The organism is Skermanella mucosa (assembly GCF_016765655.2).
Taxonomy (GTDB): domain Bacteria; phylum Pseudomonadota; class Alphaproteobacteria; order Azospirillales; family Azospirillaceae; genus Skermanella; species Skermanella mucosa.
Map to the genome: position 1 here is coordinate 222278 of NZ_CP086108.1, position 20959 is coordinate 243236.

21 protein-coding genes and 1 pseudogene are annotated in these 20959 nt (G+C 69.2%); 4 read left to right on the plus strand and 18 right to left on the minus strand.

Annotated features, from left to right (window positions below):
- Nucleotides 1-73: 73 nt before the first annotated feature.
- The 16 genes and pseudogenes from JL100_RS36975 to JL100_RS34045 all read right to left on the minus strand — a co-directional run bounded on the left by JL100_RS36975 (nt 74) and on the right by JL100_RS34045 (nt 14729).
- Nucleotides 74-769 (minus strand): response regulator, encoded by a 696-nt coding sequence (locus JL100_RS36975; protein WP_407697063.1) that lies wholly within the window; start codon nt 767-769, stop codon nt 74-76.
- Nucleotides 770-857: 88 nt separating this feature from the next.
- A pseudogene (locus JL100_RS33975) lies at nt 858-2927 on the minus strand (PAS domain S-box protein); the annotation flags it as partial.
- Between the two features lie 397 nt (nt 2928-3324).
- Complete coding sequence (locus tag JL100_RS33980) at nt 3325-4536, minus strand: MFS transporter (protein WP_202683050.1); 1212 nt, start codon at nt 4534-4536, stop codon at nt 3325-3327.
- 14 nt (nt 4537-4550) lie between these two features.
- Complete coding sequence (locus tag JL100_RS33985; RefSeq protein WP_202683051.1) at nt 4551-5777, minus strand: HlyD family secretion protein; 1227 nt, start codon at nt 5775-5777, stop codon at nt 4551-4553.
- A 14-nt stretch (nt 5778-5791) separates the two neighbouring features.
- Nucleotides 5792-6433, minus strand: a complete 642-nt coding sequence (locus tag JL100_RS33990) for an L-threonylcarbamoyladenylate synthase (RefSeq protein WP_202683052.1) — start codon at nt 6431-6433, stop codon at nt 5792-5794.
- 11 nt (nt 6434-6444) lie between these two features.
- Nucleotides 6445-7929 carry a class I adenylate-forming enzyme family protein gene (locus JL100_RS33995; RefSeq protein WP_202683053.1) on the minus strand — a complete coding sequence of 495 codons (1485 nt, stop codon included), beginning with the start codon at nt 7927-7929 and terminating at the stop codon, nt 6445-6447.
- A gap of 14 nt (nt 7930-7943) precedes the next feature.
- Complete coding sequence (locus JL100_RS34000) at nt 7944-8714, minus strand: beta-ketoacyl synthase N-terminal-like domain-containing protein (RefSeq protein ID WP_202683054.1); 771 nt, start codon at nt 8712-8714, stop codon at nt 7944-7946.
- Entirely contained in the window at nt 8711-9124 is a 414-nt protein-coding gene (locus JL100_RS34005) for a hypothetical protein (RefSeq protein WP_202683055.1), read from the minus strand. Before JL100_RS34005 ends, JL100_RS34000 begins: the two co-directional genes overlap by 4 nt.
- Entirely contained in the window at nt 9121-9924 is an 804-nt protein-coding gene (locus JL100_RS34010) for an enoyl-ACP reductase FabI (RefSeq protein WP_228421702.1), read from the minus strand. The genes JL100_RS34005 and JL100_RS34010 overlap by 4 nt, the downstream gene beginning before the upstream one ends.
- 58 nt (nt 9925-9982) lie before the next feature.
- Nucleotides 9983-10744 carry an SDR family NAD(P)-dependent oxidoreductase gene (locus JL100_RS34015; RefSeq protein WP_202683056.1) on the minus strand — a complete coding sequence of 254 codons (762 nt, stop codon included), beginning with the start codon at nt 10742-10744 and terminating at the stop codon, nt 9983-9985.
- A complete protein-coding gene (locus tag JL100_RS34020; RefSeq protein WP_202683057.1) occupies nt 10741-11175 on the minus strand; it encodes a hotdog family protein in 435 nt (144 codons plus the stop codon). Before JL100_RS34020 ends, JL100_RS34015 begins: the two co-directional genes overlap by 4 nt.
- Nucleotides 11162-12229 carry an NAD-dependent epimerase/dehydratase family protein gene (locus JL100_RS34025; RefSeq protein ID WP_202683058.1) on the minus strand — a complete coding sequence of 356 codons (1068 nt, stop codon included), beginning with the start codon at nt 12227-12229 and terminating at the stop codon, nt 11162-11164. Before JL100_RS34025 ends, JL100_RS34020 begins: the two co-directional genes overlap by 14 nt.
- Nucleotides 12226-13380, minus strand: a complete 1155-nt coding sequence (locus tag JL100_RS34030) for a beta-ketoacyl synthase N-terminal-like domain-containing protein (RefSeq protein WP_202683059.1) — start codon at nt 13378-13380, stop codon at nt 12226-12228. Before JL100_RS34030 ends, JL100_RS34025 begins: the two co-directional genes overlap by 4 nt.
- Nucleotides 13377-13841 carry an acyl-CoA thioesterase gene (locus tag JL100_RS34035; protein ID WP_201083049.1) on the minus strand — a complete coding sequence of 155 codons (465 nt, stop codon included), beginning with the start codon at nt 13839-13841 and terminating at the stop codon, nt 13377-13379. Before JL100_RS34035 ends, JL100_RS34030 begins: the two co-directional genes overlap by 4 nt.
- A gap of 5 nt (nt 13842-13846) precedes the next feature.
- Nucleotides 13847-14122: an acyl carrier protein gene (locus JL100_RS34040; protein WP_202683060.1), complete on the minus strand. Its 276-nt coding sequence runs from the start codon at nt 14120-14122 to the stop codon at nt 13847-13849.
- Nucleotides 14123-14306: 184 nt separating this feature from the next.
- The gene (locus JL100_RS34045; protein WP_202683061.1) at nt 14307-14729 is read right to left on the minus strand and encodes a GlcG/HbpS family heme-binding protein; all 423 of its coding nucleotides are present in this window, start codon (nt 14727-14729) and stop codon (nt 14307-14309) included.
- Nucleotides 14730-15301: 572 nt separating this feature from the next.
- Between JL100_RS34045 and JL100_RS34050 the strand changes: the two genes are divergently transcribed.
- Genes JL100_RS34050 through JL100_RS34065 form a run of 4 tightly spaced genes read left to right on the plus strand, consistent with a single transcriptional unit; the run spans nt 15302 to nt 18952 of the window.
- Nucleotides 15302-16603 (plus strand): 3-isopropylmalate dehydratase large subunit, encoded by a 1302-nt coding sequence (locus JL100_RS34050; protein ID WP_202683062.1) that lies wholly within the window; start codon nt 15302-15304, stop codon nt 16601-16603.
- Between the two features lie 20 nt (nt 16604-16623).
- The gene (locus tag JL100_RS34055) at nt 16624-17892 is read left to right on the plus strand and encodes a 3-isopropylmalate dehydratase large subunit (RefSeq protein WP_202683063.1); all 1269 of its coding nucleotides are present in this window, start codon (nt 16624-16626) and stop codon (nt 17890-17892) included.
- Nucleotides 17889-18401 carry a LeuD/DmdB family oxidoreductase small subunit gene (locus JL100_RS34060; protein ID WP_202683064.1) on the plus strand — a complete coding sequence of 171 codons (513 nt, stop codon included), beginning with the start codon at nt 17889-17891 and terminating at the stop codon, nt 18399-18401. Before JL100_RS34055 ends, JL100_RS34060 begins: the two co-directional genes overlap by 4 nt.
- A complete protein-coding gene (locus tag JL100_RS34065; protein ID WP_202683065.1) occupies nt 18398-18952 on the plus strand; it encodes a hypothetical protein in 555 nt (184 codons plus the stop codon). The genes JL100_RS34060 and JL100_RS34065 overlap by 4 nt, the downstream gene beginning before the upstream one ends.
- A gap of 381 nt (nt 18953-19333) precedes the next feature.
- Here JL100_RS34065 and JL100_RS34070 read toward each other — a convergent pair whose 3' ends face one another.
- The gene (locus JL100_RS34070) at nt 19334-19891 is read right to left on the minus strand and encodes a YbhB/YbcL family Raf kinase inhibitor-like protein (protein WP_202683066.1); all 558 of its coding nucleotides are present in this window, start codon (nt 19889-19891) and stop codon (nt 19334-19336) included.
- 95 nt (nt 19892-19986) lie between these two features.
- Nucleotides 19987-20880, minus strand: a complete 894-nt coding sequence (locus tag JL100_RS34075; protein ID WP_202683067.1) for a helix-turn-helix transcriptional regulator — start codon at nt 20878-20880, stop codon at nt 19987-19989.
- Nucleotides 20881-20959: the final 79 nt, after the last annotated feature.

Consider the following 20959-nt stretch of genomic DNA (forward strand, 5'->3'; position numbering starts at 1 on the left):
ACGTTATTATGTAAAAAATTAAAATTTTCTGTTTTTCTTCTCCAGCATCAACCTGATCTGGAAGTCTCCCGCGTTACCCCCCGGTCGAGCCGGCCCGCGCGCCCCCCGAGATCAGGTCGCCGACCGCCGCCAGCAGGTTGTTGGCATTGACCGGCTTGCCCAGCACCGGAGCCTTGGGATGGCGCTCGCCGGCGGTGCCGCCGCTGTGGTAGCCGGTGCAGAACAGGAAGGGCACGCCCATGTCCTCCAGGGTGGCCGCCACCGGATCGACCGTGGCGCCGAACAGGTTGACATCCAGCACGGCGGCGTCCGGCGGTCCCGACCGCAGCAGGTCGAGCGCGTCCTCGACCCGTCCGACGGGACCCAGCACCGCGTAGCCGGCTTCCTCCAGAAGCAGCTGGATCGCCATCGCGGTGAGGGCTTCGTCCTCGACCACCAGCACCCGGCGGCCGGCATGGTCGGCCGGCCTGGAGACCGGCGCCGCGCTGACCGGCTGCGAGACTTCCTTCACCCCGACCGCCTGCCAAGTATCGCCGGGCAGGCAGATCCGGGAAGACAGGCCCTCCGGGAGCCAGTCCGTTTCCAGGACTCCGCCCAGCTGCGACTCCACCACCTGGCGCAGCAGCACGGAACCGAAACCCTCGCGGACGGGTTCGCCGCCGATCGGCCCCGCCGCCGCTCTCCTCCCACAGGATGCACAGGATCTCCTCGGGCCTGGGGAGGGTCCAGGAGACGCGCACCCGGCCCGCGCCGTCCGACAGGGCGCCATGCTTGACGGCGTTTGTCGTCAGCTCGTGCAGGGCCAGGGACACCGCCTGGGTCGCCTCCGGCCTGATCGAGACGGGCGGGCCTTCCAGCAGGAGCCTGTCGCCTCCGCCGTAGGCGGTCAGTTCCTCCATCAGCAGATGGCGCAGGTCGGCGCCGGACCAGCGGGCGGCGGCGAGCAGGGAATGCGCCCGGGACATCGCCTGGATCCGGCCCTCGACGGCCTCGGTGAAGCGGACCGGGTCCTCGGACCGGGAGAGCTGGACGATCGACTGGACGACCATCAGGGCGTTCTTCGCACGGTGATCGACCTCGCGCATCAGCAGCTTAAGACGCTCCTCGCTGTCGCGCCTCTCGGTGATGTCGGCCGCCATGCTGACGACCAGCCGCCGGCCCGACGCCTCGCCGCCCACCGGCGCCGACCGGAACGCCCAGATGCGCTTCTTTCCCTCGGCCGTGCGGATCATGTACTCGCCCTCGTCGACGGGCCGGTCGAGCGAATAAAGGCGGTCGATCTCGGTCAGCGTTCCGTTCCGGGTCCCGCCGTAGGCCCGCTCCGCCCATGCCTCCATCGTGGGGAGATCCTCGCGGGAATAGCCGGTGATGTCCAGCCAGGCCCGGCTCACATGCAGCACCTCGCCGGTGTCGGCATGGACGATGGCGGGAAAAGGCGCGTTCTCGATGACGCGGCGCAGCCGGCTGCGTTCCTCCTCGACCTCGCGTTCGGCGGCCCGGCGCGACGAGATGTTCCGCATGATCCCGGTGAAATAGCGCCCGCCGTCGAGGCCGCGCCATTCGGCTATCGACAGTTCCAGCGGGAACAGGGTGCCGTCGCTGCGCCGCCCCATGACTTCGCGGCCGATGCCGATGATGCGCCGGCTGCCGGTCCGCAGGTAGTTTTTCAGGTAACCGTCATGCCCGGCACGGTGATCGTCCGCCATCAGCATGGAGACGTTGCGGCCCAGCATCTCCGCTTCCGAATAGCCGAAGATCGTGGCCGCGGCCGGGTTGGAGCCGTGGATGGTTCCCTGCTCGTCGATCACCACCATGGCGTCCACCGCAGTCTCGAACACGGCGCGGTGCTGCCCCTCGCTTGCCCGGAGCTCCCTGCCGCGGGCATCGAGGGAGTCGGCCATGGCGTTGAAGTCGTCGGCGAGTTCGGCGAATTCCACCGCGGTCGCCGGGACGGAGGCCCGCGCCGAGAGATCGCCGGACCGCCAACGATCGGCGGCTCCGGCCAGCAGGGCCGCAGGATCCTCGATATACCGGCGCCCGATCCAGAAGACGGCGGCGGCGGTGCATGCGGCGACCACGGCCAGCAGGGCCAATGCGCCGTCCCGGCCTCGCCGGATGTCGCCGAGAGCCGCTTCCTCGTCGACTCCGACCGACATGAACACCCCTTCGAGCGTATCATCGACGGGAGAGAAGGCGACCAGCCTGACGAGGCCGTCCGCCCCCTTCACCCGTTCCACCCCGGGGCCGCTTCGGTTCAGCAAGGCCAGTGATTCCCGGGAAAGTTTGCTGCCGACGGCCTCCGACCGATGGGGAGCCTGGGCGATGATGGTGCCCTCCCGGTCGGCCACGGTGAGGATCGCGGTCGGCGGCAACGGTTTGCCCGCCAGGTGCGACTCCAGCCAAGCCGCATCGAGCAGCGCGATCACCGCGCCCGAGACCTCGCCGGTGTCGAACGCCCGGTACGGCAGGGAGAACGGCAGGGCGCTCCGCTCGATCTTGCGCGCCACGATATGGTTGCCGACGAAGAAGCCCCCGCCCGCCAGCGCCGTCCGGACATGGACCCGTTGGGAGAGATCGACACCTAGCACCTTCCGGTCGGAGGCGCAGGTGACGGTTCCCTGGCGGTCCGTCACGTAGATGTCGAGATAGGACGGATACTCGGCCCGAAGCCGGTCCATGAGGGGCTGGCACGTGCCGGCATCGCCTTGCGCGACTGCGGGAGTCTGCCGCAGCGTCGCGAGGAGCCGATGGATCCCGGACACCGTTGCCCGCTGCTCGTCCTCGATCAGTTGAAGCAGGCGCCGGGCCTCGGCGTAGGTCTGCTCTGTCTGCTGCTTCTCGCGCTGCAGCGCGTTGAAGATCTGTAGCGCCGAGATCGGAAGCAGCGCCAGTGCTACGACCGCAAGCAGGCGGTGAGGAAGTTTCATCTAGACCAAAAGGAAGTGAGAAAAGCTGAGCGCCAACCCTTGCGCCGGTTTGACACCTTATCCCGGACGGATCCGGTCGAGGCGGGTGGACCAGGAACGTCGATCTGCCCATCCCAAGGCATCCGGATCGACGGAAGCAGGAATCGCGTGTCTTTTCAGTTCCATTGCGTGGTCCCCTTCCGCCCCGAGCCATCCATTGGACTAAGCAGGTCGAGCCTGCCTCGTCAAATAATAACCTCTCACAGATCAGGTCGTTTCATTGCTGATGTCAAGAAAGTTTGTTCCACGACACCGTAACGCCGTGCTCGGAAATGAATTTCGGCCAGAATCCGCTCTTCCGGCCAAATGATGCTATCGGCGGGAGTATACCTATTTACCAGAGTCCGTCGGCGCCGGTTCAATCACTTTCCCGCACAATTTCTTTGTTAGCTATCCAACTATTTTTCATGAGCAGGCCCGCGATCAACACCACGTAACCGGCGCTGAGCGCGATCATCAGGGTCCCGAAGCCGTATTCAACCAGCAGGAAGCCGCCCGCCGCCAGCAGGACCGCGTTGCAGACGCCGAAATTCCGCTCCATCGCGGAGAGCAGCAGGATGCGTTCCTGGGGGCCGAGCGCCCCCATCCGGATGTTGCCCATGGTCACCGGGCGCACGCCGCCGGAACCGAGGCCGAGCAGGCCGATGGCGACCAGGCCGACCAGGAAATAATCCACCCCCCGCTCGGCGAACCAGGCACTGAAGCCGAACAGCCACATGGATCCGAGCATGCAGCCGATCGTGACGCCCATCAGCGCGTTCAGCCCGAAGCGCTTCAGGAAGGCGTTGCAGTACAGGGCCGCGATGAACCCCGCCATCGTGAACAGCCCAAGGACCGAGCCGAACAGGAACGGATCGACTCCCAGCATGATGAAGAAGAACGGCAGGAAGCCTACGAAGGGAGCCATGGTGAAGGCCCGGGACAGCGAGTAGAAATCCATCCAGAACGACTGGTCCGGGTCCGGCCGGAGCTTCACCCGGACGGGCGGCGTGCCGGCGGCGGCCGGTGCCGCCCTGTCCTCCCGGATCGCGAAGATCAGCGCCGCCGACAGCAGGTTGGTGGCGAGCGCCGCGTAGAACGGCCAGTGCGCCTCGTAATCGTAGAGGATGCTGCCGATGCAGCCCGCCACCAGGGTGGCGATGAACATCAGGCTCTGCGAGCGGCTCTGGACCCGCATGAACAGGTCGTTCCCGCCGGTCGCGGTGACGGTCCGCAGCAGGCTGGAATCGGTCGAGATCGCGAGGCTGAAGCCGGTTCCGCCGATCACCTGGGCGGCCATCACGATCCAGAAGTCGGTGCCGCCGACGCTGGTCCCGACGATCACCAGGAACAGCCCGGCGCCCTTCATCAGCTCGCCCAGCGCCACGACGGCCTTCTGCCTCATGTGGCGCAGCAGGGCGCTGCCGAGCGTCGCCGTGACCGTGGTGACCAGGCCGTAGACGACCAGCAATGCGATCGTGTTGTACAGGCCCATCTGGACCATGTGCAGGTGCAGGAACAGCACGGGAAGCTGGAAATAGAGCCGGGAGACCACCCGGTACGAGATGAACAGGAGGATGTCCCGCCGCATGGTTCCGGCCCCGCTCACCGCAGCACGACCTCGACGCTGCTCCCGGCGAAGCAGAATTTCTCGGGCGCCAAGTCGGTTCCCCAGTCCACCCTGACCCGCGCCGTCATGACCCGCACGGGAAGCTGGCGCCGCGCGATCTCCGGCGGCGGATCGACCACGTACTGGCCGACGGTGACCCGCCCGGCCCCGGCGCGCAGGGTCTCGATGGTGCCTTGCCACGTCCTGTCGCCGTAGAGCAGCTTCACCGTGACCGGCTCGCCGATCCCCATCCGGGCGGTGTCGGCCTCGTCGAAGAAGGCCTCGACCCAGACGTCGCGGCAATCGACCAGCTGGGCGATCCCGCCGTTGGCGGCGACGTTCTCGCCGGAATGGGCCTCGACCGACCAGATGACGCCGGGTTTCTGGGATCGCACCGGGGTGCGCTGCTGGCTGGCGAGCTGCTCGCGCACCACGGCCAGCTCCCGGCGGGCGCCGTCCAGCCGGCGCTCCGTGTCCGCTCCCGCCTGCTCCAGGTCGACCAGTTCGGTGTGCAGGTCGCGGAGCCGGCTTTCCGGCTCGCTCAGGGTCCGCGGCCCGTCGAGCTGGAGACCGGCGGCCGACGCCTCCAGCCCCGCCTCGAACTGGGCCAGCCGCGCCTTCTGCGCGCTGACGTTGGCGTTGGCCTCGCGGCCGGTGCCGACCACCCGCTCCAGCGCCACCCCGCTGGACACCCCGCGCTCGTACAGCTTCTCGGTCCGGCGCACCTCCGACGCGGCGACCTCGGCGCCGACCACGGCCCGGCGGAGCTCCTCGCGGACCGTGTTGATCTGCGAGCGGTAGTAGCGCTCCTGGAGGCGCTTCTGCTCCTCGTTCTCCCGGGCGAAGCGGGCGACCAGCTGCTGCCGCGCCTCGATGCGGAGCTTCGTCCCGGCGAGCTGCTGCTCCAGCGTCGCGACCAGCGCCTCGGTCTGGCGCTCCTGGACCAGGAGCTGGGAGACCAGCGGGTTCTCCACGTGGCTCTCGATCATCCCGAGCGTGTCCGACGCCTCGACCGACCGGCCGACGCGCACCTCGGGGTCCAGGTCGAGGCGGCCGGCGATCGGTGCCCGCACGACCGTGACGCCGGTATTGACGAAGGCCTGGATGCTGCGCGGCGGCCGCAGCACCCACCAGTAGAAGGCGACGCTTCCGGCCATGCCGACGGCGGCCAGGATCGCGGCGAAGCGCAGGATGCGCGAGGCTTTGGGGGACTCCGACGTCATGGCTGGCTTTCCGGTCAGGCGGCTTGCAGGCCGGGCAGGACCGCGCTCAGGTCCTCGGCCGAGATGTCGCCCTGGCGCAGGATGCGCGGCGGGCCGGACAGGTCGACGATGGTGCTCGACTTCGTCGTGCCGTCCGCTCCGCCCGCCAGGATATAGTCCACCGCGTCGCCGACCTGGGCGAGCGCCAGTTCCAGGTCGACCAGCACGCCGTCCGCCTGCCCCGACAGGTTGGCCGAGGTCATGGCGACCGGCCGCTTCAGGTAGGACAGCAGGCCCCGCAGCACCGGGTTGGCGATGCAGCCGATCGCGACCGTCGGGCCGCCGCGCACGATGGTGTCGGGCACGGCGGCGTTGCGCGGCACCACGATGTTGAGCGGACCGGGCCAGAACCGCCCGACCACCCGGTCCACCGGCCCCGCGTCGGCGACGTCGGCATAGTTGCGCCAATCGCCGGGCTCGCGGACGAACAGGGTCAGCGCCTGGGTCGGCGGCCGGCGCTTGATCTCGAACGCCCGGCGGATCGCGTCGTCGTTCCAGGGATCGAGCGTCAGCGCGAGGTTGGTGTCGCTGGGCGCTATGACGACGCCGCCCTCGGCGACGCAACGCGCCGCGATGGCGAAACTTTCCTCGCAGGGGTGGAGTATCGGTGCCGGCATGGCAGCAGTTCCTATTTGTTGACGACCTTGAGGACGTCGGTAAAGCGGAAATCGCGGGGAATTTCTATCAGGCGCAGGCGTTGCCGGCACCATTGCGTCAATTCGGCAGGGGTCGGCTCAAGGGCGCCGATCTCCACCTGTATGTCGGCGACCGGAACCTCTCCCAGGTCGCGGTCCGGCTTCGGGCTCACGACCGCCTGGGCGATCAGGGGATGCTGCAGCAGGATCTCGCGGATATATCCCGCCGACAGCTTCTCGCCGCCTGACACGATCACCTTCTTCCGCCGCTCCAGGTACCGGTAGGTGCCGGTGGCCGGGTCGCGGATGAAGACGTCGTGGGTGCGCAGCCACTCCGCGCCGTCGCCGGCGGGTCGGATGAAGTCGTCGCGCACGAAGCCGGACTCGCCGAGATAGCCCAGCATGGCGGTCGGCGTCTTCACCAGCAGCTCGCCGATCTCCAGCCCGTCGCGGTGCTCGGGTTCGTGCAGCGTGACCTCGATCCCTTCCATCGGCCGGCCGGCCGTGTTCCACAGGGTGCGGTCGTCGCCCAGCAGGTTGGTGAAAACCCGGGGGCCGGCTTCGGACAGGCCGTAGGTCAGGTAGATCTTGCCGTCGTAGACCCGGCGCAGCGCCTCCAGGTCGGCCGGCATCACCCGGTCGCCGCCGATGGTCAGCTTCCTGAGGGACTCCGGGAAGCGCTTCCCGACCGCCAGCAGCTTGCGGAGCTGGAACGGCGTGGTCGCGAACAGGCTGACCTGCTCCTCGTCGCAGACCTTGAACCAGTTGGCCGCCGAGAACGGCTGCTCGGACAGGATGATGTCCTTGTGCGACTGCATCGTCGCGATCACCCCGGCGACCAGGCCGTAGGAGAAATAGGCCGGCAGCGCCAGCAGCATGCGCCCGCCCGGCTCGAACTCGATCGACTCCGCATGGAGCCGCGCGTTCAGGAAGGCGCTCTCGGCGCGGTGGACCACCGCCTTCGGCACGCCGGTCGAGCCGGAGGACAGGATGATCAGGCAGCCCGCCAGCTCCGGCCGGGGACCGAGATAACGGCGGTCGAACAGCAGCGCCGTGTCGTCGCCGAACGGATGCTCGGCCTGCTCCATCTCGGAGAAGTGCCGCGTCCGCGCCGCCGGCGCCACGACCGCGCCGGGCTTCACCAGCTCGCGCACCGCGTTGTAGCTGGCGGTGGGCAGCAGGTTGGAGGTCGGCACCGGCACCGCGCCGATCCGCAGCAGGGCCAGCAGGTGGCGGAGGAAGACCAGGTTGGTGCCGCAGGACAGCATGACCGGCGTCCCTTCGGAAACGCCGAGGGCCAGCCACTTCTCGGCGTCCAGGTCCGCCTGGGCGACCAGGTCGGACAGGCGGTGGATCGTGAACGGCGAGCGGGTCCGGTCCACCACGACGCTGTCGCTGGTCCGGGCCCACCGGAACCAGTCCTCGACCGATGGCGCGGATCGTTCCGGCGCCGTCCTCTCCAGCAGATCTTCAAGCATAGTCAAACACTCCGTCATGCCTGTGTCAGGTCGACGCGCCGGACCGCGGCGGCGTCGGGAAAATCGAACCGCGCCGGGCGCGGGGACGCGCCGTCCTCCAGCGCCGATGCCAGGGCGAAGGGAAGCGCCAGCTCCGGAAGCCGGGCCAGCAGCAGCGCGGCGGCGGAGCCCGGCAGCGGGAGCGGCGCCGGCTCGCTCTCCAGGGCGGCGCCGAGGCGGAGCGCCGGGCGTCCCGCCATCGGCCGGGCGGTCACCGCCAGGAAGGCGCCTGCCCCACCCTTGCCGCTTTCCTCGACCGCGACGGCGCCGATGATCATGGCGTCGGCGTCTCCCCGCATCATGTCGAAGGCGGCGATCCCCAGGGCGTCGCCCAGGTTGGCCGATCTCCCCGCCAGGGCCAGGGAGGGGCCGTTGACGCCGGCAGCCATCGCGGCGACGCCGGCGCAGACATTGTAGCCGGAGCCGGAGAACTGCACCGGCGAGCGGCTGCCGCGGCGGACCTTGCCCGAGAAGCTGTTGAGGATCTGGTAGTTGCCGATCCGGCTCGCGATCACGATGCCGATCCGCAGGTTGGAAACGCCGTCCAGGCAGGGCCGCAGCCGGGCGCAGGCCGCGGCGGACAGGGCGGTCGCCGGATCGATCTCCAGTACCTTCCCCTTCAGCGCGGGCGGGCGCAGGACCGACCGGTCCAGGGCTCCGCCCGCCGCCATGGCGGCCAGCCCGTCCGGGCCGAACCCGTGCAGCGTTCCGGTCAGGGCTCCCGCCACTCCGAGGGTCGCGATCATGCCGCCTCCTCCGCCTTTTCCGGGGTGCCTGCCCGCTGCTCGATGGCCGAGGTGGTGAAATGCCCGGACGCCACCACGGCGCCGTCGGGATCGACCAGCTCGCACCGGACGGAACCGAACTGCCCCCGGCCGCCGACCGTGGCGACCAGCCGATACCGGCGCCCCTCCGGGACCGGCGCCAGGCCGAGGTCGGAGATCTGGGCCGGGACCGTGCGCCGGCCGTCGAACAGGACGGCCGAGCTGGCGCGGCAGGCGTGCTGGGCCATGGCCTCGACCACCAGGTACGGCGCGATGCCGGGGCCGGCGAAGCCGGGATCGTGCAGGACGGCGTAGCTCTCCGGCCGGAACGGCGCGGTGAACACGCCGTCCTCCGCCCGCTGCTCGCCGCACAGGTCCAGGAAGCGCGTCATGCCGCACCCGCCCGGGCGTCGGCCTCGCTCCAGGAGCCCATGATGTTGTAGCCGGCATCGACCCACACGACCGACCCGGTGGTCGAGCGCGACATGTCGCTCAGCAGGAACAGGGCCGAATTGCCGATGTCCTCCAGCGAGACGTTGTAGGGCAGCGGCGACTGGCTGGCCCGCTTCTCCAGCATCTCGCGGAAGTTGGGCAATCCCAGCGCGGCCAGGGTGCGCACCGGTCCGGCCGAGATCACGTTGACCCGGATGCCGTCGGCGCCCAGGTCGGCGGCCAGGTAGCGGGCGGCCGATTCCAGCGCGGCCTTGGCGACGCCCATCAGGTTGTAGCCGACGCAGACCCGCTCCGACCCCAGGTAGGACAGCGACAGCACGCTGGCGCCCGGCTTGAAGTGTGGCCGGGCGTGGCGGCACAGCGAGACCAGCGAATAGGCGCTGACGTCCATGGTCAGCTCGAAGGCGGCCCGGCTGGTGTTGATGAAACCGTTGGCCAGCTCGTCGCCGGGGGCGAAGGCCACGGCGTGGACGATGAAGTCGATCCCGCCATGGCGCTCGGCGAAGGCGTCGCAGGCGGCCTTGACCTGGCCGTCGTCGCGCACGTCGCACGGCGCCAGGAACTCGACGCCCAGGCGCGGCGCCAGTCCCCTCAGCTGCTTCTCGATCTGGGCGTTCGCATAGGTGAGGCCGATCGTGGCCCCCTGGTTCCGCAAGGTCTGAGCGATGCCCCAGGCGATCGACCGCTGGTTCGCGACCCCGACGATCAGCCCGGCCTTGCCGGCCATCATTCCAGTCATTTTCTCGTTCTTTCCTGTATCAAGCCCGTATCTTGAATTCCGTCCCGGATGGTTTGCCTCAGCAGACGATGTGCGCGCCGCCGCCGACCGGCAGGGTGACGCCGATCAGCAGCGGGCGCCGCGCGGCCAGCATCAGAACGGCGTCCGCGACCTCCGCGGCCGTGGTCAGCCGGCGCAGCGGGATGCGCGACAGCAGGTCGCGGCGCGCCGGCCCGTCCAGGAACCCGGCGGTCAGCTCGGTCTCCACGAAGCCCGGCGCCACGGTGTTGACCGCGATGTTCGAGCGGGCGCATTCCACCGCCAGCGACTGGCCGAAGCGCTCGACCGCGGCCTTGGAGGCGCCGTACATCGCGTTGCCCGGACGGACGTTGCCGCTGGCCAGCGAGGATATGTTGACGATGTCGCCGTAGCGGACGCGCCGCATCTGCGGCAGCACCGCCCGGCAGAAATGCACGGTGGCGCACAGGTTGTTGTCGATCACCGAGCTGACCTCGTCGGCGCCGACGCGGTCCACCAGGTTGTCCCGCGTGATGCCGGCATTGTTGACCAGCAGCGACACCGGCCCCTCCGCCTGGACCGAGCCGACGAAGGCCGAGACGGCGGAGGCGTCGGTGCCGTCTACGCCGGAGCCCCGGCAGCGGCCCGGCAGTTCCTCCTCCAGGGAGCGGGCCTCCGCCTCGCTGGTCCGGAAGGTGAAGCGCACGTCGTAGCCGGCCTCGACCAGCGACTTGACGAGCACCCGCCCGATGCCGCGGCTGCCGCCGGTCACGATCGCGAGCCGCGCCGGCATGCTCTCGGGGTTGACGGCCTGCGCGGTCATGGCGCCACCTGCGCCAGCAGGATCGAGCCGTTGCCGAGCGGCGTGCCCTCGCCATCGCCGACGGTGTAGCGGACCTCCGCCGGCGCGCCGGCGGGAACGCCGTCCGGCGCGATGGTCGCCGTGATCGTCAGGATCCGGCCGGGCAGGCTGGGCCGGCGGAAGCTGGCGCGCTTGACGCCCGCCACCCGCCAGGCCGCGGGGCCGCCCTCCATCATCGCCCGGCCGGTCGCGAACACGCTGTTCAGCACCATCGATCCGGGATAAATCGGCATGCCGGGGAAATGCTCGGTGAAGATCGGGTCGCTGAACGACAGGTACTTCTGCGCGACGCATTTCCGGCCCGGCTCGCGCTCGACCACCCGGTCGATCGGCCAGTCGCGCGGAACGACGCCCGGCGCGGTGTCGGCCAGGGGAATGTCAGGATTTGACATAGGCGGTGATCACGGCCTCCAGGCCGCTCCTTTCGAGCTTCGGGAGATCGCCGACCGCCTCCGCCAGCCGGCGCATGTCGAAGCTGTGCCGGGTGCCCATGAAGCGGTTGTTGTCGGCGTTCACCTTGTTGAAGACCTGGTTGAAGCTTTTCTCGCCCGGTCCGTAGGCGATGCGCATGCGTCCGCCGGTGACCTCCTCGAAGGTCCGGAAATGCTCGGCCACGGTCATCAGGCCGGTATCGCAGATGTGGAAGACCTCGCGGTCCCCGGGTGCCGCGCGGCGGCGGAGCCTGGCGCACAGGTCGCCCATGTGGTCGATATGGATCACCGGGAAGGTGCGTTCCGGATCAATGTCCACGTGGAACACCGGCTCGCGGCCGAGGAACCGCTTGAACGCCTGGAGATAGGAGTAATAGCCGTAGCGGGTGTCGTTGACCCAGCCGGTGACGCTGTGCCCGATCACCGAGCCGAGCCGCAGCACGGTCAGCGGGATCCCCGTCTCGGAGGAGACGTGCCACAGCATGTATTCCGCCATGGTCTTCGACACGGTGTAGGGATTGATCGCCTCGAAATCCTCCAGCGGCCGTTCCGGGACCAGGCAGCCCGCGGAATCGCGGTCGCCCGGGCCGGCGACGCCGGTGGTCGAGACGAAATAGAAGCGTCCGATCCGGCCCGTCGCGCGCATCAGCCGCGTCGTGCCGACCGCGTTGAAGGCGAAGGCCTCCGCGATCCGCAGCGGGTCGTAGCTCATGTGGGCCGCGACATGCCACAGCTCGTCGGCCTCGACGCCGGCGAGGATCTCCGAGGCGGCCTCGGCCCGCGTCAAGTCGATCGCGACCGGCTCGATCGCCTCGACAAGGCGGGGGGAGCCGTTGAAGCCGGCCAGCGCTTTGGAAACCGCCTGGCGGACCCGGCTGCCGTCGGGATCGTCGTGGGCCAGCGACAGGATGCGGAGCGGCTCGTCGCCCAGCAGGAAGGAGGAGACCAGCGCGCTTCCGACGAAGCCGCTCGCCCCGGTGACGGCGATGGTCTTGCGCGGGACGGGGCGGGTCATGACGGCGACGCCTCCGGCCGGCGGAACAGCAGCGCCACGTTGGCTCCGCCGAACCCGTAGGTGACGCTCAGGGCCGCCCGGCCGGGCGGCAGCGGCGCCCGGTCGCCCGGCAGCACGACGGCGGCGCGGCGCCAGTCCTCGTGGACGGCGGCGAGGCCGGAGGTCGGCGGCGCCTCGCCGCGTTCCAGAGCCAGGATCGCGATGCCCGCCTCGATCGCGCCGGTGGCGCCCAGCGTGTGGCCGAACGCCGCCTTGGTGGAGGAGATCGCCGGCCGGTGCTTCCCGAACATCCCGGCATAGACCTGCGCCTCCATGGCGTCGTTCACCGGGGTGCCGGAACCATGGGCGTTGACATAGGCGATGTCGGCGGCCGTACCGCCGTCCTGGGCCAGGGCGTTGTCGATCGCCCGCATGGCCCCCGCGCCGGTCAGGTCGGGCGAGGTCAGGGTATTGGTGTCGGTGGTCGAGGCGCGGCCGGTCAGGACCGAGCGCACGCGGGCGCCGCGGCGCGCCGCGTCGGCCGGCGCCTCCAGCACCAGCAGGGCGGCGCCCTCGCCCAGGGCGGTGCCGTCGCCGTCCGCCGAGAACGGCGTGCAGCGGGGCGGCGACAGCGTGCCGAGCGCGGAATGGCCGACCATCTTGTAGATGTCCAGCACGTCGACCCCGCCGCACAGCACGACGTCGAAACCGGCGAAATCGATCAGGTCGGCGCCGGTCGCGATGGCGTCGCTGCCGGACGAGCAGGCCGACGACACGCTGATCACCGGAAGGTCCAGCCCCAGCCCGCCGAGCAGCGGCCTTATATAGTGGTCCAGCTCGACCGGGCCGTTCTCGGTCTGGAAGATGTTGCCGAAGCTCGATCCGACGACCAGGGCCGCCCGGCGGCCCGCCAGGTCGCCGATCGCCAGGTCGGCGTCGGCCAGGGCCGCGCGCAGGGCGCCCTCCAGCAGCGCCGCCATGCGGGCGCCGCCGTCGGACGGCAGCCCGTCCTTGATCTCGCCGCCGGAGCCGTTCAGGCACTGGGCGGTATCGAACGCCTCGATCGGGGCCACGCCGGATTCCCCGGCCATCAGCCGCGACCAGACCGCGTCCTGGTCCCTGCCGAGGCAGGTGACCAGGCCGGCGCCGGTGACGACGGGTTGGCAGGTCATGCCGCCCTCCCCCGCGCCAGCGCCGCGCGCACCTCGTCCGGAACAGGCGTCAGGGCGCCGGTGGCCGACAGGACGAAGGCGATGGTCAGCCGCCCGCGCGACAGGACGCGACCGTTGGCCTGCACGGCGCAGCCCAGGATCATGCTGGACCGGTCGAACTCCACCGACCGGATCGACGCCTCGATCGGGTCGCCCAGCCGGGCCGACGAGACGTAGGCCATCTGGGCGCGGCCGACCCGGATCTCGACGGTGCCGTCGCAGAAGCGGCCCGGCCCCAGGCCGGCCTTCTCGAACAGCTCCATCAGGGCGGCGCTCACCCAGCGCAGGTAGTTCGAGAAATGGACGACGTTGAAGCCGTCCACCTCGGCCGGGCACACCCGGTGGCTGTAGAGCACGTCCGCTACCGCCAGACGGACCCGTGCCGGAGGGGCTGCCTCCGCGATGATTTCCGAGCCGGTCATGGTGGTCAGCCCAGCTTGGACAGGACCAGGGCGACGACGGTGTCGAGGCTGCGGAAATTCTCCGGGACGAATTCGTCCTGGCTGATGCTGACGCCGTACTTGTCCTCCAGGTGGGCCATCAGCTCGGTGAAGCCCAGGCTGTCGACGCCGATCTCGCTGGCCAGCCCCATGTCGGTCCGGATGGTATCGACGGGCATGTCCACGAACAGCTGGTCCACCAGGAACTGCTTCAGCTCCTGCTTCATGACGTCCTGGTCGAGAGCTTCCTTGGTGAGCGACATCGGAGACACCTTTCAAAATGGTCCGGGCCGGTCTTGATGCCGGGCCGGGGGAAGGAATTCAGGGCGAGCGGGAGCGTCGCCCTCCGCGGAGGGCCTTGGAAACAGGCCGGTGTTGTTTCGCTTGGACGGGATCGGCGGCCAGCCGGCGGGAGCCGGTCAGGAGGCGCCGTTCAGGGGATTGCGGTCAGGAAACGGCCGCCAGGGCCGCCTCGGCGACCTTCATGTCGTCGCTGTAGTGGCCGCCGCTGACGCCGATGGCTCCGATGACGGCGTCCCCGGCCTTGATCGGATAGCCGCCGCCGAAGACGACCAGGCCGTCGATGTGCGGGGCGCCCAGGGCCAGCGGCGCGTCGTCTTTGATGAAATCGTGCCAGACATGGGTCGGGATGCCGAAGCCGGCGGCGGTCTTGGCCTTGTTGACGGCGACCTGGATCGCGAGCAGCGGCGCGCCGTCCATGCGGACGAAGGCCTTCTGCACGCCGCTCTCGTCGGCGATGCTGATCGCCATGGGAATGCCCAGCTCGACTGCCTTGGCCTCCGCCGCCGCGATCATCCGCCCGGCCATCGCCGTGCCGATGCTCTTCTTGGTCAGGATGTCGGAACTCATTCGCCAATGTCTCCTTCGGTACAGGGCCCGGTATGCGGAAGGCATCCGGCCGGGAAAAACTCTATCGAACGTCGTACTACGTTCGGCCGATGAGAAAGTTTCTATACTTATCTTAGGAATGAGTCAAACTAGAAAGAGAGCTAAATTTTAGAGAGTTTTATTGCAGTTGCAGGTGGGTGGGCTGGTATCCTAAAAACAAGAAAAAGTTACAGATAATACACCCGTATGGATATTTCTGGGCTGCGACTCGCTGAAACTCCAAGGAAAATGTCGAAACCGACATAATGGCCGCCCCCGGTCCCGGCCGTCGCGGGCAAGCCGCCGGAACAACCGCAAGCTCATCAGATCCGATCGATATCTATCGAAGATAATCCGGTGCCTCCTGAAAAGGCGATTCTGTCGCAGACCGTTCGCTCACCAGATTGTGCGCAACCGCCGCACTTGCCCACTGCGGGAATAATTTGCGATTCATTCGATTTATATGCGATAGAGCCTATCCCGAACGGCCGAGCCGGGAGAGGCCGGCGCGCAGCACCCCGGCCGAGGGACCGGACCCGCAGAAGAGGTGATCGATGGGACAGACTTTGACGGAGAAGATCCTCGCGCGCGGCGCGGGCCGCGCGTCGGTGCGGCCGGGGGAGACGATATGGGTGCAGGCCGACCTGTTCATGACCCATGACGTGTTCGGACCCGAGGTCTTCCGGATCTTCGAGCGCGAGTTCGGCGCCGACGCGGCCGCCTGGGACCGCGACAAGGTCGTCGTCATCCCCGACCACTACATCTTCACGGAAGACCCGCTGGCGCGCCGCAACATCGACGTGCTGGCCGGCTTCGTCGAGAAGCACGGCATCACCCACTTCTTCAAGCCGGGCACCCCGGACTACAAGGGCGTCTGCCACGTCACCCTGGCGTCGGAGGGCTTCAACCGGCCCGGCGGCATCCTGTTCGGCACGGACTCGCACACCTGCACCGCCGGCGCCTTCGGCATGTTCGCGACCGGCATCGGCAACACCGACGGCGCCTTCGTGCTGGGCACCGGCCGGCAGTGGCTGAAGGTGCCGGAGACCATGCGGTTCGACTTCGACGGCTCGCTGCCGCCCTACCTGATGGCCAAGGACCTGATCCTGCGGATCATCGGCGACATCGGCTGCGACGGCGCCGCCTACCGCGCGATGGAGTTCGGCGGCGACGGCATCGCCTCGCTCTCCATGGAGGAGCGGATGACGCTCTGCAACATGGTGATCGAGGCCGGCGGCAAGAACGGCATCGTCGCCGCCGATTCCGTGACCGAGGCCTATATGCGCGGGCGCGGCAAGGCCGTGGGCGAGTTCCTGGAGCCCGATCCCGACGCCGACTATCACAGCCGCCGCCGCTACGTCAGCGCCGACCTCGCCCCCGGCGTCGCCAAGCCCCACAGCCCGGACAATTACGAGGAGGCGCGCAACCTCGGCGACGTCGCGCTCGACCGCTGCTACATCGGCTCCTGCACCGGCGGCAAGATCGAGGATTTCACCGCAGCCGCCCGCATCCTGGCGGGACGCAAGGTCGCGATCGACACCTTCGTGGTGCCAGCCACGACCGACGTCGAGCGCGCGCTGGCGACCGAGGCGGTGGACGGAAGGCCGCTGCTCGACATCTTCGCCGAGGCCGGCTGCCGGGTCGGCCCGCCGTCCTGCGGCGCCTGCCTCGGCGGACCGCTCGACACCTTCGGCCGGGCGCTTGACACGCAGAAGGTGCTCTCCACCACCAACCGCAATTTCCCCGGCCGCATGGGCGCGCGCAGCGCCGAGGTCTTCCTGGCCAGCCCGCTGACGGTCGCCGCCAGCGCCGTGACCGGCCGCATCACCGACCCGCGCGAATTCCTGAAGCACTGAAGAACCGGGAGGATTCCACAATGGGCATGACGCTCACCGAGAAGATCATCGCGCGGCACGCCGGGCTGGACCATGTCAAGCCGGGGCAGATCGTCTCGGCCAAGGTCGACCTGTGCATGGCCAACGACGCGACCATGCGGCTCAACGTCGACATCTTCGAGAACAAGGTCAAGGCGACCCGGGTGTTCGACCCCGACCGGGTGATCCTGATCATGGACCACCAGGTGCCGGCCGACTCGCCCCAGACCGCCGAGGTCCACGACCTGTCCCGCCGGTTCGCCGAGCGCTACGGCCTGACATATTTCTACGAGACCGAGGGCATCTGCCACCAGGTCATGGTCGAGAAGCATGTCGAGCCCGGCATGCTGGTGGTCGGCGCCGACAGCCACACCAATTCCTACGGCGTGATCGGCGCGGTCTCCTGCGGGATGGGCTCGACCGACGTGGTCGCCGTGATGGTCCGGGGCGAGACCTGGCTCCAGGTGCCCCACTCGGTCAAGGTCGAGCTGACCGGCAGCCTCGGCGCCGGGGTCTACAGCAAGGACGTGATCCTCAACTTGGTCAAGCGGACGACGGTCAGCGGCCTGACCTACAAGGCGGTGGAGTTCACCGGCCCAGGCCTGGACGGCATCGCCGTGCCGCAGCGCTTCACGCTGTGCAACATGACGACCGAGACCGGCGCCAAGTCCAGCATGATCGCCCCGGACGCCGCGACCTACGACTATATCCGCGCGGTTCGCGGCTCCGCACCCGAGCCGGACCCGACCCTGTTCTCCGACCCGGACGCCGTTTACGAGCAGACCTACCGGATCGACCTCGGCTCCCTGACGCCCCAGGTGGCCCGCCCCCACTCGGTCGACAATGTCGTCGATGTCGGCGAGACCGCCGGAGTCGCGATCGACCAGGCGTTCCTCGGCGCCTGCACCAACGCCCGGATCGAGGACCTGCGGGAGGCGGCCAAGGTCATGGACGGACGCAAGGTCGCCAAGGGCGTCCGCTTCATGGTCACGCCGGCGTCGCGCTCGGTCTATCTCCAGGGCATGCGCGAAGGGCTGCTGGACACCTTCATGAGCGCCGGCGCGATCGTCAACCATCCCGGCTGCTCGGCCTGCTGGGGCGCCTGCCAGGGCGTGCTGGCGGCCGGCCAGACCATGATCTCCAGCGGAAACCGCAACTTCAAGGGCCGGGCCGGCAGCGCCGACAGCAACATCTACCTGTCCAGCCCCGCCACCGTCGCCGCCTCCGCCATCGCCGGCAAGATCACCGATCCCAGGGAATTCCTCCGATGACCGACAAGACCATTGCGGACCCCATCGCCGGCCGGAGCTGGAAGCTCGGCCACGACATCGACACCGACCAGATCATCCCGTCCCAGTACCTGGTGCTGGGATCGCTGGCCCAGATGGCGACCCACTGCCTGGAGACCCAGCGCGGCGACTTCGCCAAGGAATGCCGTCCGGGCGACATCGTCGTCGCCGGGCGCAACTTCGGCTGCGGCTCCAGCCGCGAGCAGGCGCCCATCGTCCTGAAGACGCTGGGGGTCGGCGCGATCGTGGCGCTGGGCTACGCCCGCATCTTCGCCCGCAACGCGATCAACAACGCGCTGCCGGTGATCGTGCTTCCGGAAGCGGAGCAGATTGCCGACGGCAGCCGGCTGCGGCTCGACCTCGCGGAGGGCGTGCTGGAGGACCTGGACGCCGGCAGGACCTACCGCTTCGAGCCCCTCGCCGGCCTGCCCGGCAGGATCCTGGAGGCCGGCGGCCTGATCAACTACCTGCGCGCGGAGCAGACGGCATGAAGACCCGCATCGAAGGGCTGGCCTACGTGCTCGGTGACGACATCGACACCGACCAGATCATCCCCGCCCACCACCTTGTCTATTCCCTGTCCGACCCGGAGGAGCGCAAGCAGTACGGCCGCTTCGCCCTGTCGGGCGTTCCCGACCACCAGTGCGACGGCCCGTTCGTTCCGGAAGGCTGGCGGAGCCCCTACACGATCATCGTCGCGGGCGACAATTTCGGTAGCGGGTCGAGCCGCGAGCACGCCCCGGCCTGCCTGGAGATCGCCGGTGTCGAGGCGGTGATCGCCAACAGCTACGCCCGCATCTTCTACCGCAACGTCGTCGCCGGCGCCCGGTTCAGCCCGTTGGAGACGGAGGAGGCGCTGAACAAGGCGACCAGGACCGGTGACCGCCTGGCGATCGACCTGGAGAAGCTCGAGGTGGAGAACCTGACCCGCGGCACCCGCCATGCCCTGCTGCCCCTGGGCGAGGTCCAAGGCATCCTGGAAGCCGGCGGCCTCTTCGCCTTCGCCCGCCGGCACGGCCTGATCGCCACGGCGGCGGGCTGAAATTCAATCATCAACCAGGCAGGGCCTTCCCGGTAGAGTGCTAAGCCTTTGTTCGTTATGTCCGGACTTGATCCACGGCTGTCCGGCAGGGTGATTGCCTATCCTGCCAAAGGGTTAATCACAGGCAGTAATACTTCGTTTTCGTCATGGCCGGACTTGATCCGGCCATCGTTCGCGGGAAGCATCGAAGCCTCCGTGCCTTGAGATCCGCGGGTCAAGCCCGCGGATGACGAACCGAAGGAGAAAACGGTCGCCAGGAATGTTCTCAATGGTTGACCGGCAAGTACCGTGCCGGACGAAGCATGGCACGGAATCGAGACAGGCCGTGAAGCCCCCCATCCGTGTCCAGACGGTAGGACGACTTCACGGCATCCGCCGGCGTCAGCGCCCGTAGAGCGCCGTCACCGACGCCTTCGCGATCGTGTTGGCGTTCACGAAGAAACCCACCATCGCGCCCGACGCCTGGCTGTCGAGCGGCAGGCTGTCCACCTTCAGGGCGTGGACCGAGAAGACGTAGCGGTGCGGCTTGTCGCCCGCCGGCGGGCACGCGCCGCCGAAGCCCGGTCCGCCGAAATCGGTGCGCCCCTCGACGGCGCCCGTCGGCAGCAGGCGCTTGGCGGAGTCGCCGGCCCCGGCCGGCAGGCTCGTCACCGACGGCGGCAGGTTGAACACGACCCAGTGCCACCAGCCGCTCCCGGTCGGCGCGTCGGGGTCGTAGACGGTCACGGCGAAGCTGCGGGTGTCGGCGGGCGCTCCCGTCCACGACAGCGCCGGCGAGACGTTGCCCCCGGTGCAGCCGAACCCGTTCAGCACCTGGGCGGCGGCGAGGGTCTTGCCCTCCGCCACGTCGGGGCTGGACAGGCGGAACTCTTCCGCGGCGAGGGCGGGACCGGCCAGCAAGGCGCCGGCGAGAGCCAGCGGCAGCAATGCGGCTTTCATGCGCTTTATCTCCCATATGGATGGATGGCCGGAAAGCTACCCCGATCCGCCCCCGGCTTTCGCGCCGCTGCCGCTCACAGCCTGTCCCGCTTCGCTCACCCTTCCCGGCCCCGTACTTCGGACGGCGGCATGCCGAACCGTTCCCGGAACCGGCTGGAGAACCGGGACGGCGAATCATACCCGCAGGCGAGGGCCACGTCGGCGATGCCGGCCCGCGTGGTCTGAAGAAGCCCCAGCCCGTGGGACAGCCTGCTTTCCGCCAGGATCTCGCGGAAGCAGGTACCCTCCGCCGCCAGCCGCCGCCGCAGGGTGGCCTCCGAGATCCCCAGCAGCCGCGCCGCTTCCGCCGCCGACCAGGGGAACTGCGGACGGGCCGAGATCATCAGCCGCACCTTCTGGATCGGTCCCTCGGCATCGGCCGGCGACCAGCCGACGCCCCGCTCGGCCAGGGCCAGCAGCACTTCCGCAAGCCGGTGCCGGGCAAGGTCTTCCGACAGGGCCGGCGACGCCAGGCCGGCGACGGCGTGGATGAACGACTCGGCGAGCGCCGGATCGTCCGGCAGCACCGCATGGCCCGGCGGGGGCCGGCGCCCCGCCAGGCGCGGCGGCGCCGGCACGGCCAGCGTCTCCCGGTCGAAGACCAGGGCGACGGCGCGGTAGAGGCCGGTCCCGGGATCGGGCAGGTTGGCGATGTTGGGTCTCTCCCCCGCCCGCAGGGCCACGAACCAACCGGCCGGGGCGACGGCGGTCCCGCCCTCCCCGTCATCCCTGATGTGCTTGACGCCGTCGATCACCGCCACCAGGCAGTGCTTGAGCACCGGCACGGCCCGGAGCCGCTGGGGCAGCGTGGCCGAGACGACCGCGACCGACCCGACCTCCGTCCGGCCGACGCCGCCCTCCCGCCCGTCGAGCAGGGACGGCAGCCGGCGCAACGGCGTTTCCGCGCGCTGGAACTGTTCGGCGAAAGCTGGTCCGGTGGCTGCTGTCATGGTCGGCGACGACCATACACCTTGTCGAAGGCCGGCGGCACCCAAGACACGTGAATGCACCCCGAGGGCACCGGCAGGG

Bases quoted from the DNA above. Each gene is read 5' to 3' on its own strand.
- JL100_RS36975 (WP_407697063.1), bottom strand. From the start codon at position 769: ATGGCGCCCTGTCGGACGGCGCGGGCCGGGTGCGCGTCTCCTGGACCC.
- JL100_RS34045 (WP_202683061.1), bottom strand. From the start codon at position 14,729: ATGAGTTCCGACATCCTGACCAAGAAGAGCATCGGCACGGCGATGGCC.
- JL100_RS34055 (WP_202683063.1), top strand. From the start codon at position 16,624: ATGGGCATGACGCTCACCGAGAAGATCATCGCGCGGCACGCCGGGCTG.
- JL100_RS34015 (WP_202683056.1), bottom strand. From the start codon at position 10,744: ATGACCGCGCAGGCCGTCAACCCCGAGAGCATGCCGGCGCGGCTCGCG.
- JL100_RS34070 (WP_202683066.1), bottom strand. From the start codon at position 19,891: ATGAAAGCCGCATTGCTGCCGCTGGCTCTCGCCGGCGCCTTGCTGGCC.
- JL100_RS34060 (WP_202683064.1), top strand. From the start codon at position 17,889: ATGACCGACAAGACCATTGCGGACCCCATCGCCGGCCGGAGCTGGAAG.
- JL100_RS33995 (WP_202683053.1), bottom strand. From the start codon at position 7,929: ATGCTTGAAGATCTGCTGGAGAGGACGGCGCCGGAACGATCCGCGCCA.
- JL100_RS33990 (WP_202683052.1), bottom strand. From the start codon at position 6,433: ATGCCGGCACCGATACTCCACCCCTGCGAGGAAAGTTTCGCCATCGCG.
- JL100_RS34075 (WP_202683067.1), bottom strand. From the start codon at position 20,880: ATGACAGCAGCCACCGGACCAGCTTTCGCCGAACAGTTCCAGCGCGCG.
- JL100_RS34040 (WP_202683060.1), bottom strand. From the start codon at position 14,122: ATGTCGCTCACCAAGGAAGCTCTCGACCAGGACGTCATGAAGCAGGAG.
- JL100_RS34000 (WP_202683054.1), bottom strand. From the start codon at position 8,714: ATGATCGCGACCCTCGGAGTGGCGGGAGCCCTGACCGGAACGCTGCAC.
- JL100_RS34010 (WP_228421702.1), bottom strand. From the start codon at position 9,924: ATGACTGGAATGATGGCCGGCAAGGCCGGGCTGATCGTCGGGGTCGCG.
- JL100_RS34005 (WP_202683055.1), bottom strand. From the start codon at position 9,124: ATGACGCGCTTCCTGGACCTGTGCGGCGAGCAGCGGGCGGAGGACGGC.
- JL100_RS34065 (WP_202683065.1), top strand. From the start codon at position 18,398: ATGAAGACCCGCATCGAAGGGCTGGCCTACGTGCTCGGTGACGACATC.
- JL100_RS34050 (WP_202683062.1), top strand. From the start codon at position 15,302: ATGGGACAGACTTTGACGGAGAAGATCCTCGCGCGCGGCGCGGGCCGC.
- JL100_RS34025 (WP_202683058.1), bottom strand. From the start codon at position 12,229: ATGACCCGCCCCGTCCCGCGCAAGACCATCGCCGTCACCGGGGCGAGC.
- JL100_RS33985 (WP_202683051.1), bottom strand. From the start codon at position 5,777: ATGACGTCGGAGTCCCCCAAAGCCTCGCGCATCCTGCGCTTCGCCGCG.
- JL100_RS34035 (WP_201083049.1), bottom strand. From the start codon at position 13,841: ATGACCGGCTCGGAAATCATCGCGGAGGCAGCCCCTCCGGCACGGGTC.
- JL100_RS34030 (WP_202683059.1), bottom strand. From the start codon at position 13,380: ATGACCTGCCAACCCGTCGTCACCGGCGCCGGCCTGGTCACCTGCCTC.
- JL100_RS33980 (WP_202683050.1), bottom strand. From the start codon at position 4,536: ATGCGGCGGGACATCCTCCTGTTCATCTCGTACCGGGTGGTCTCCCGG.
- JL100_RS34020 (WP_202683057.1), bottom strand. From the start codon at position 11,175: ATGTCAAATCCTGACATTCCCCTGGCCGACACCGCGCCGGGCGTCGTT.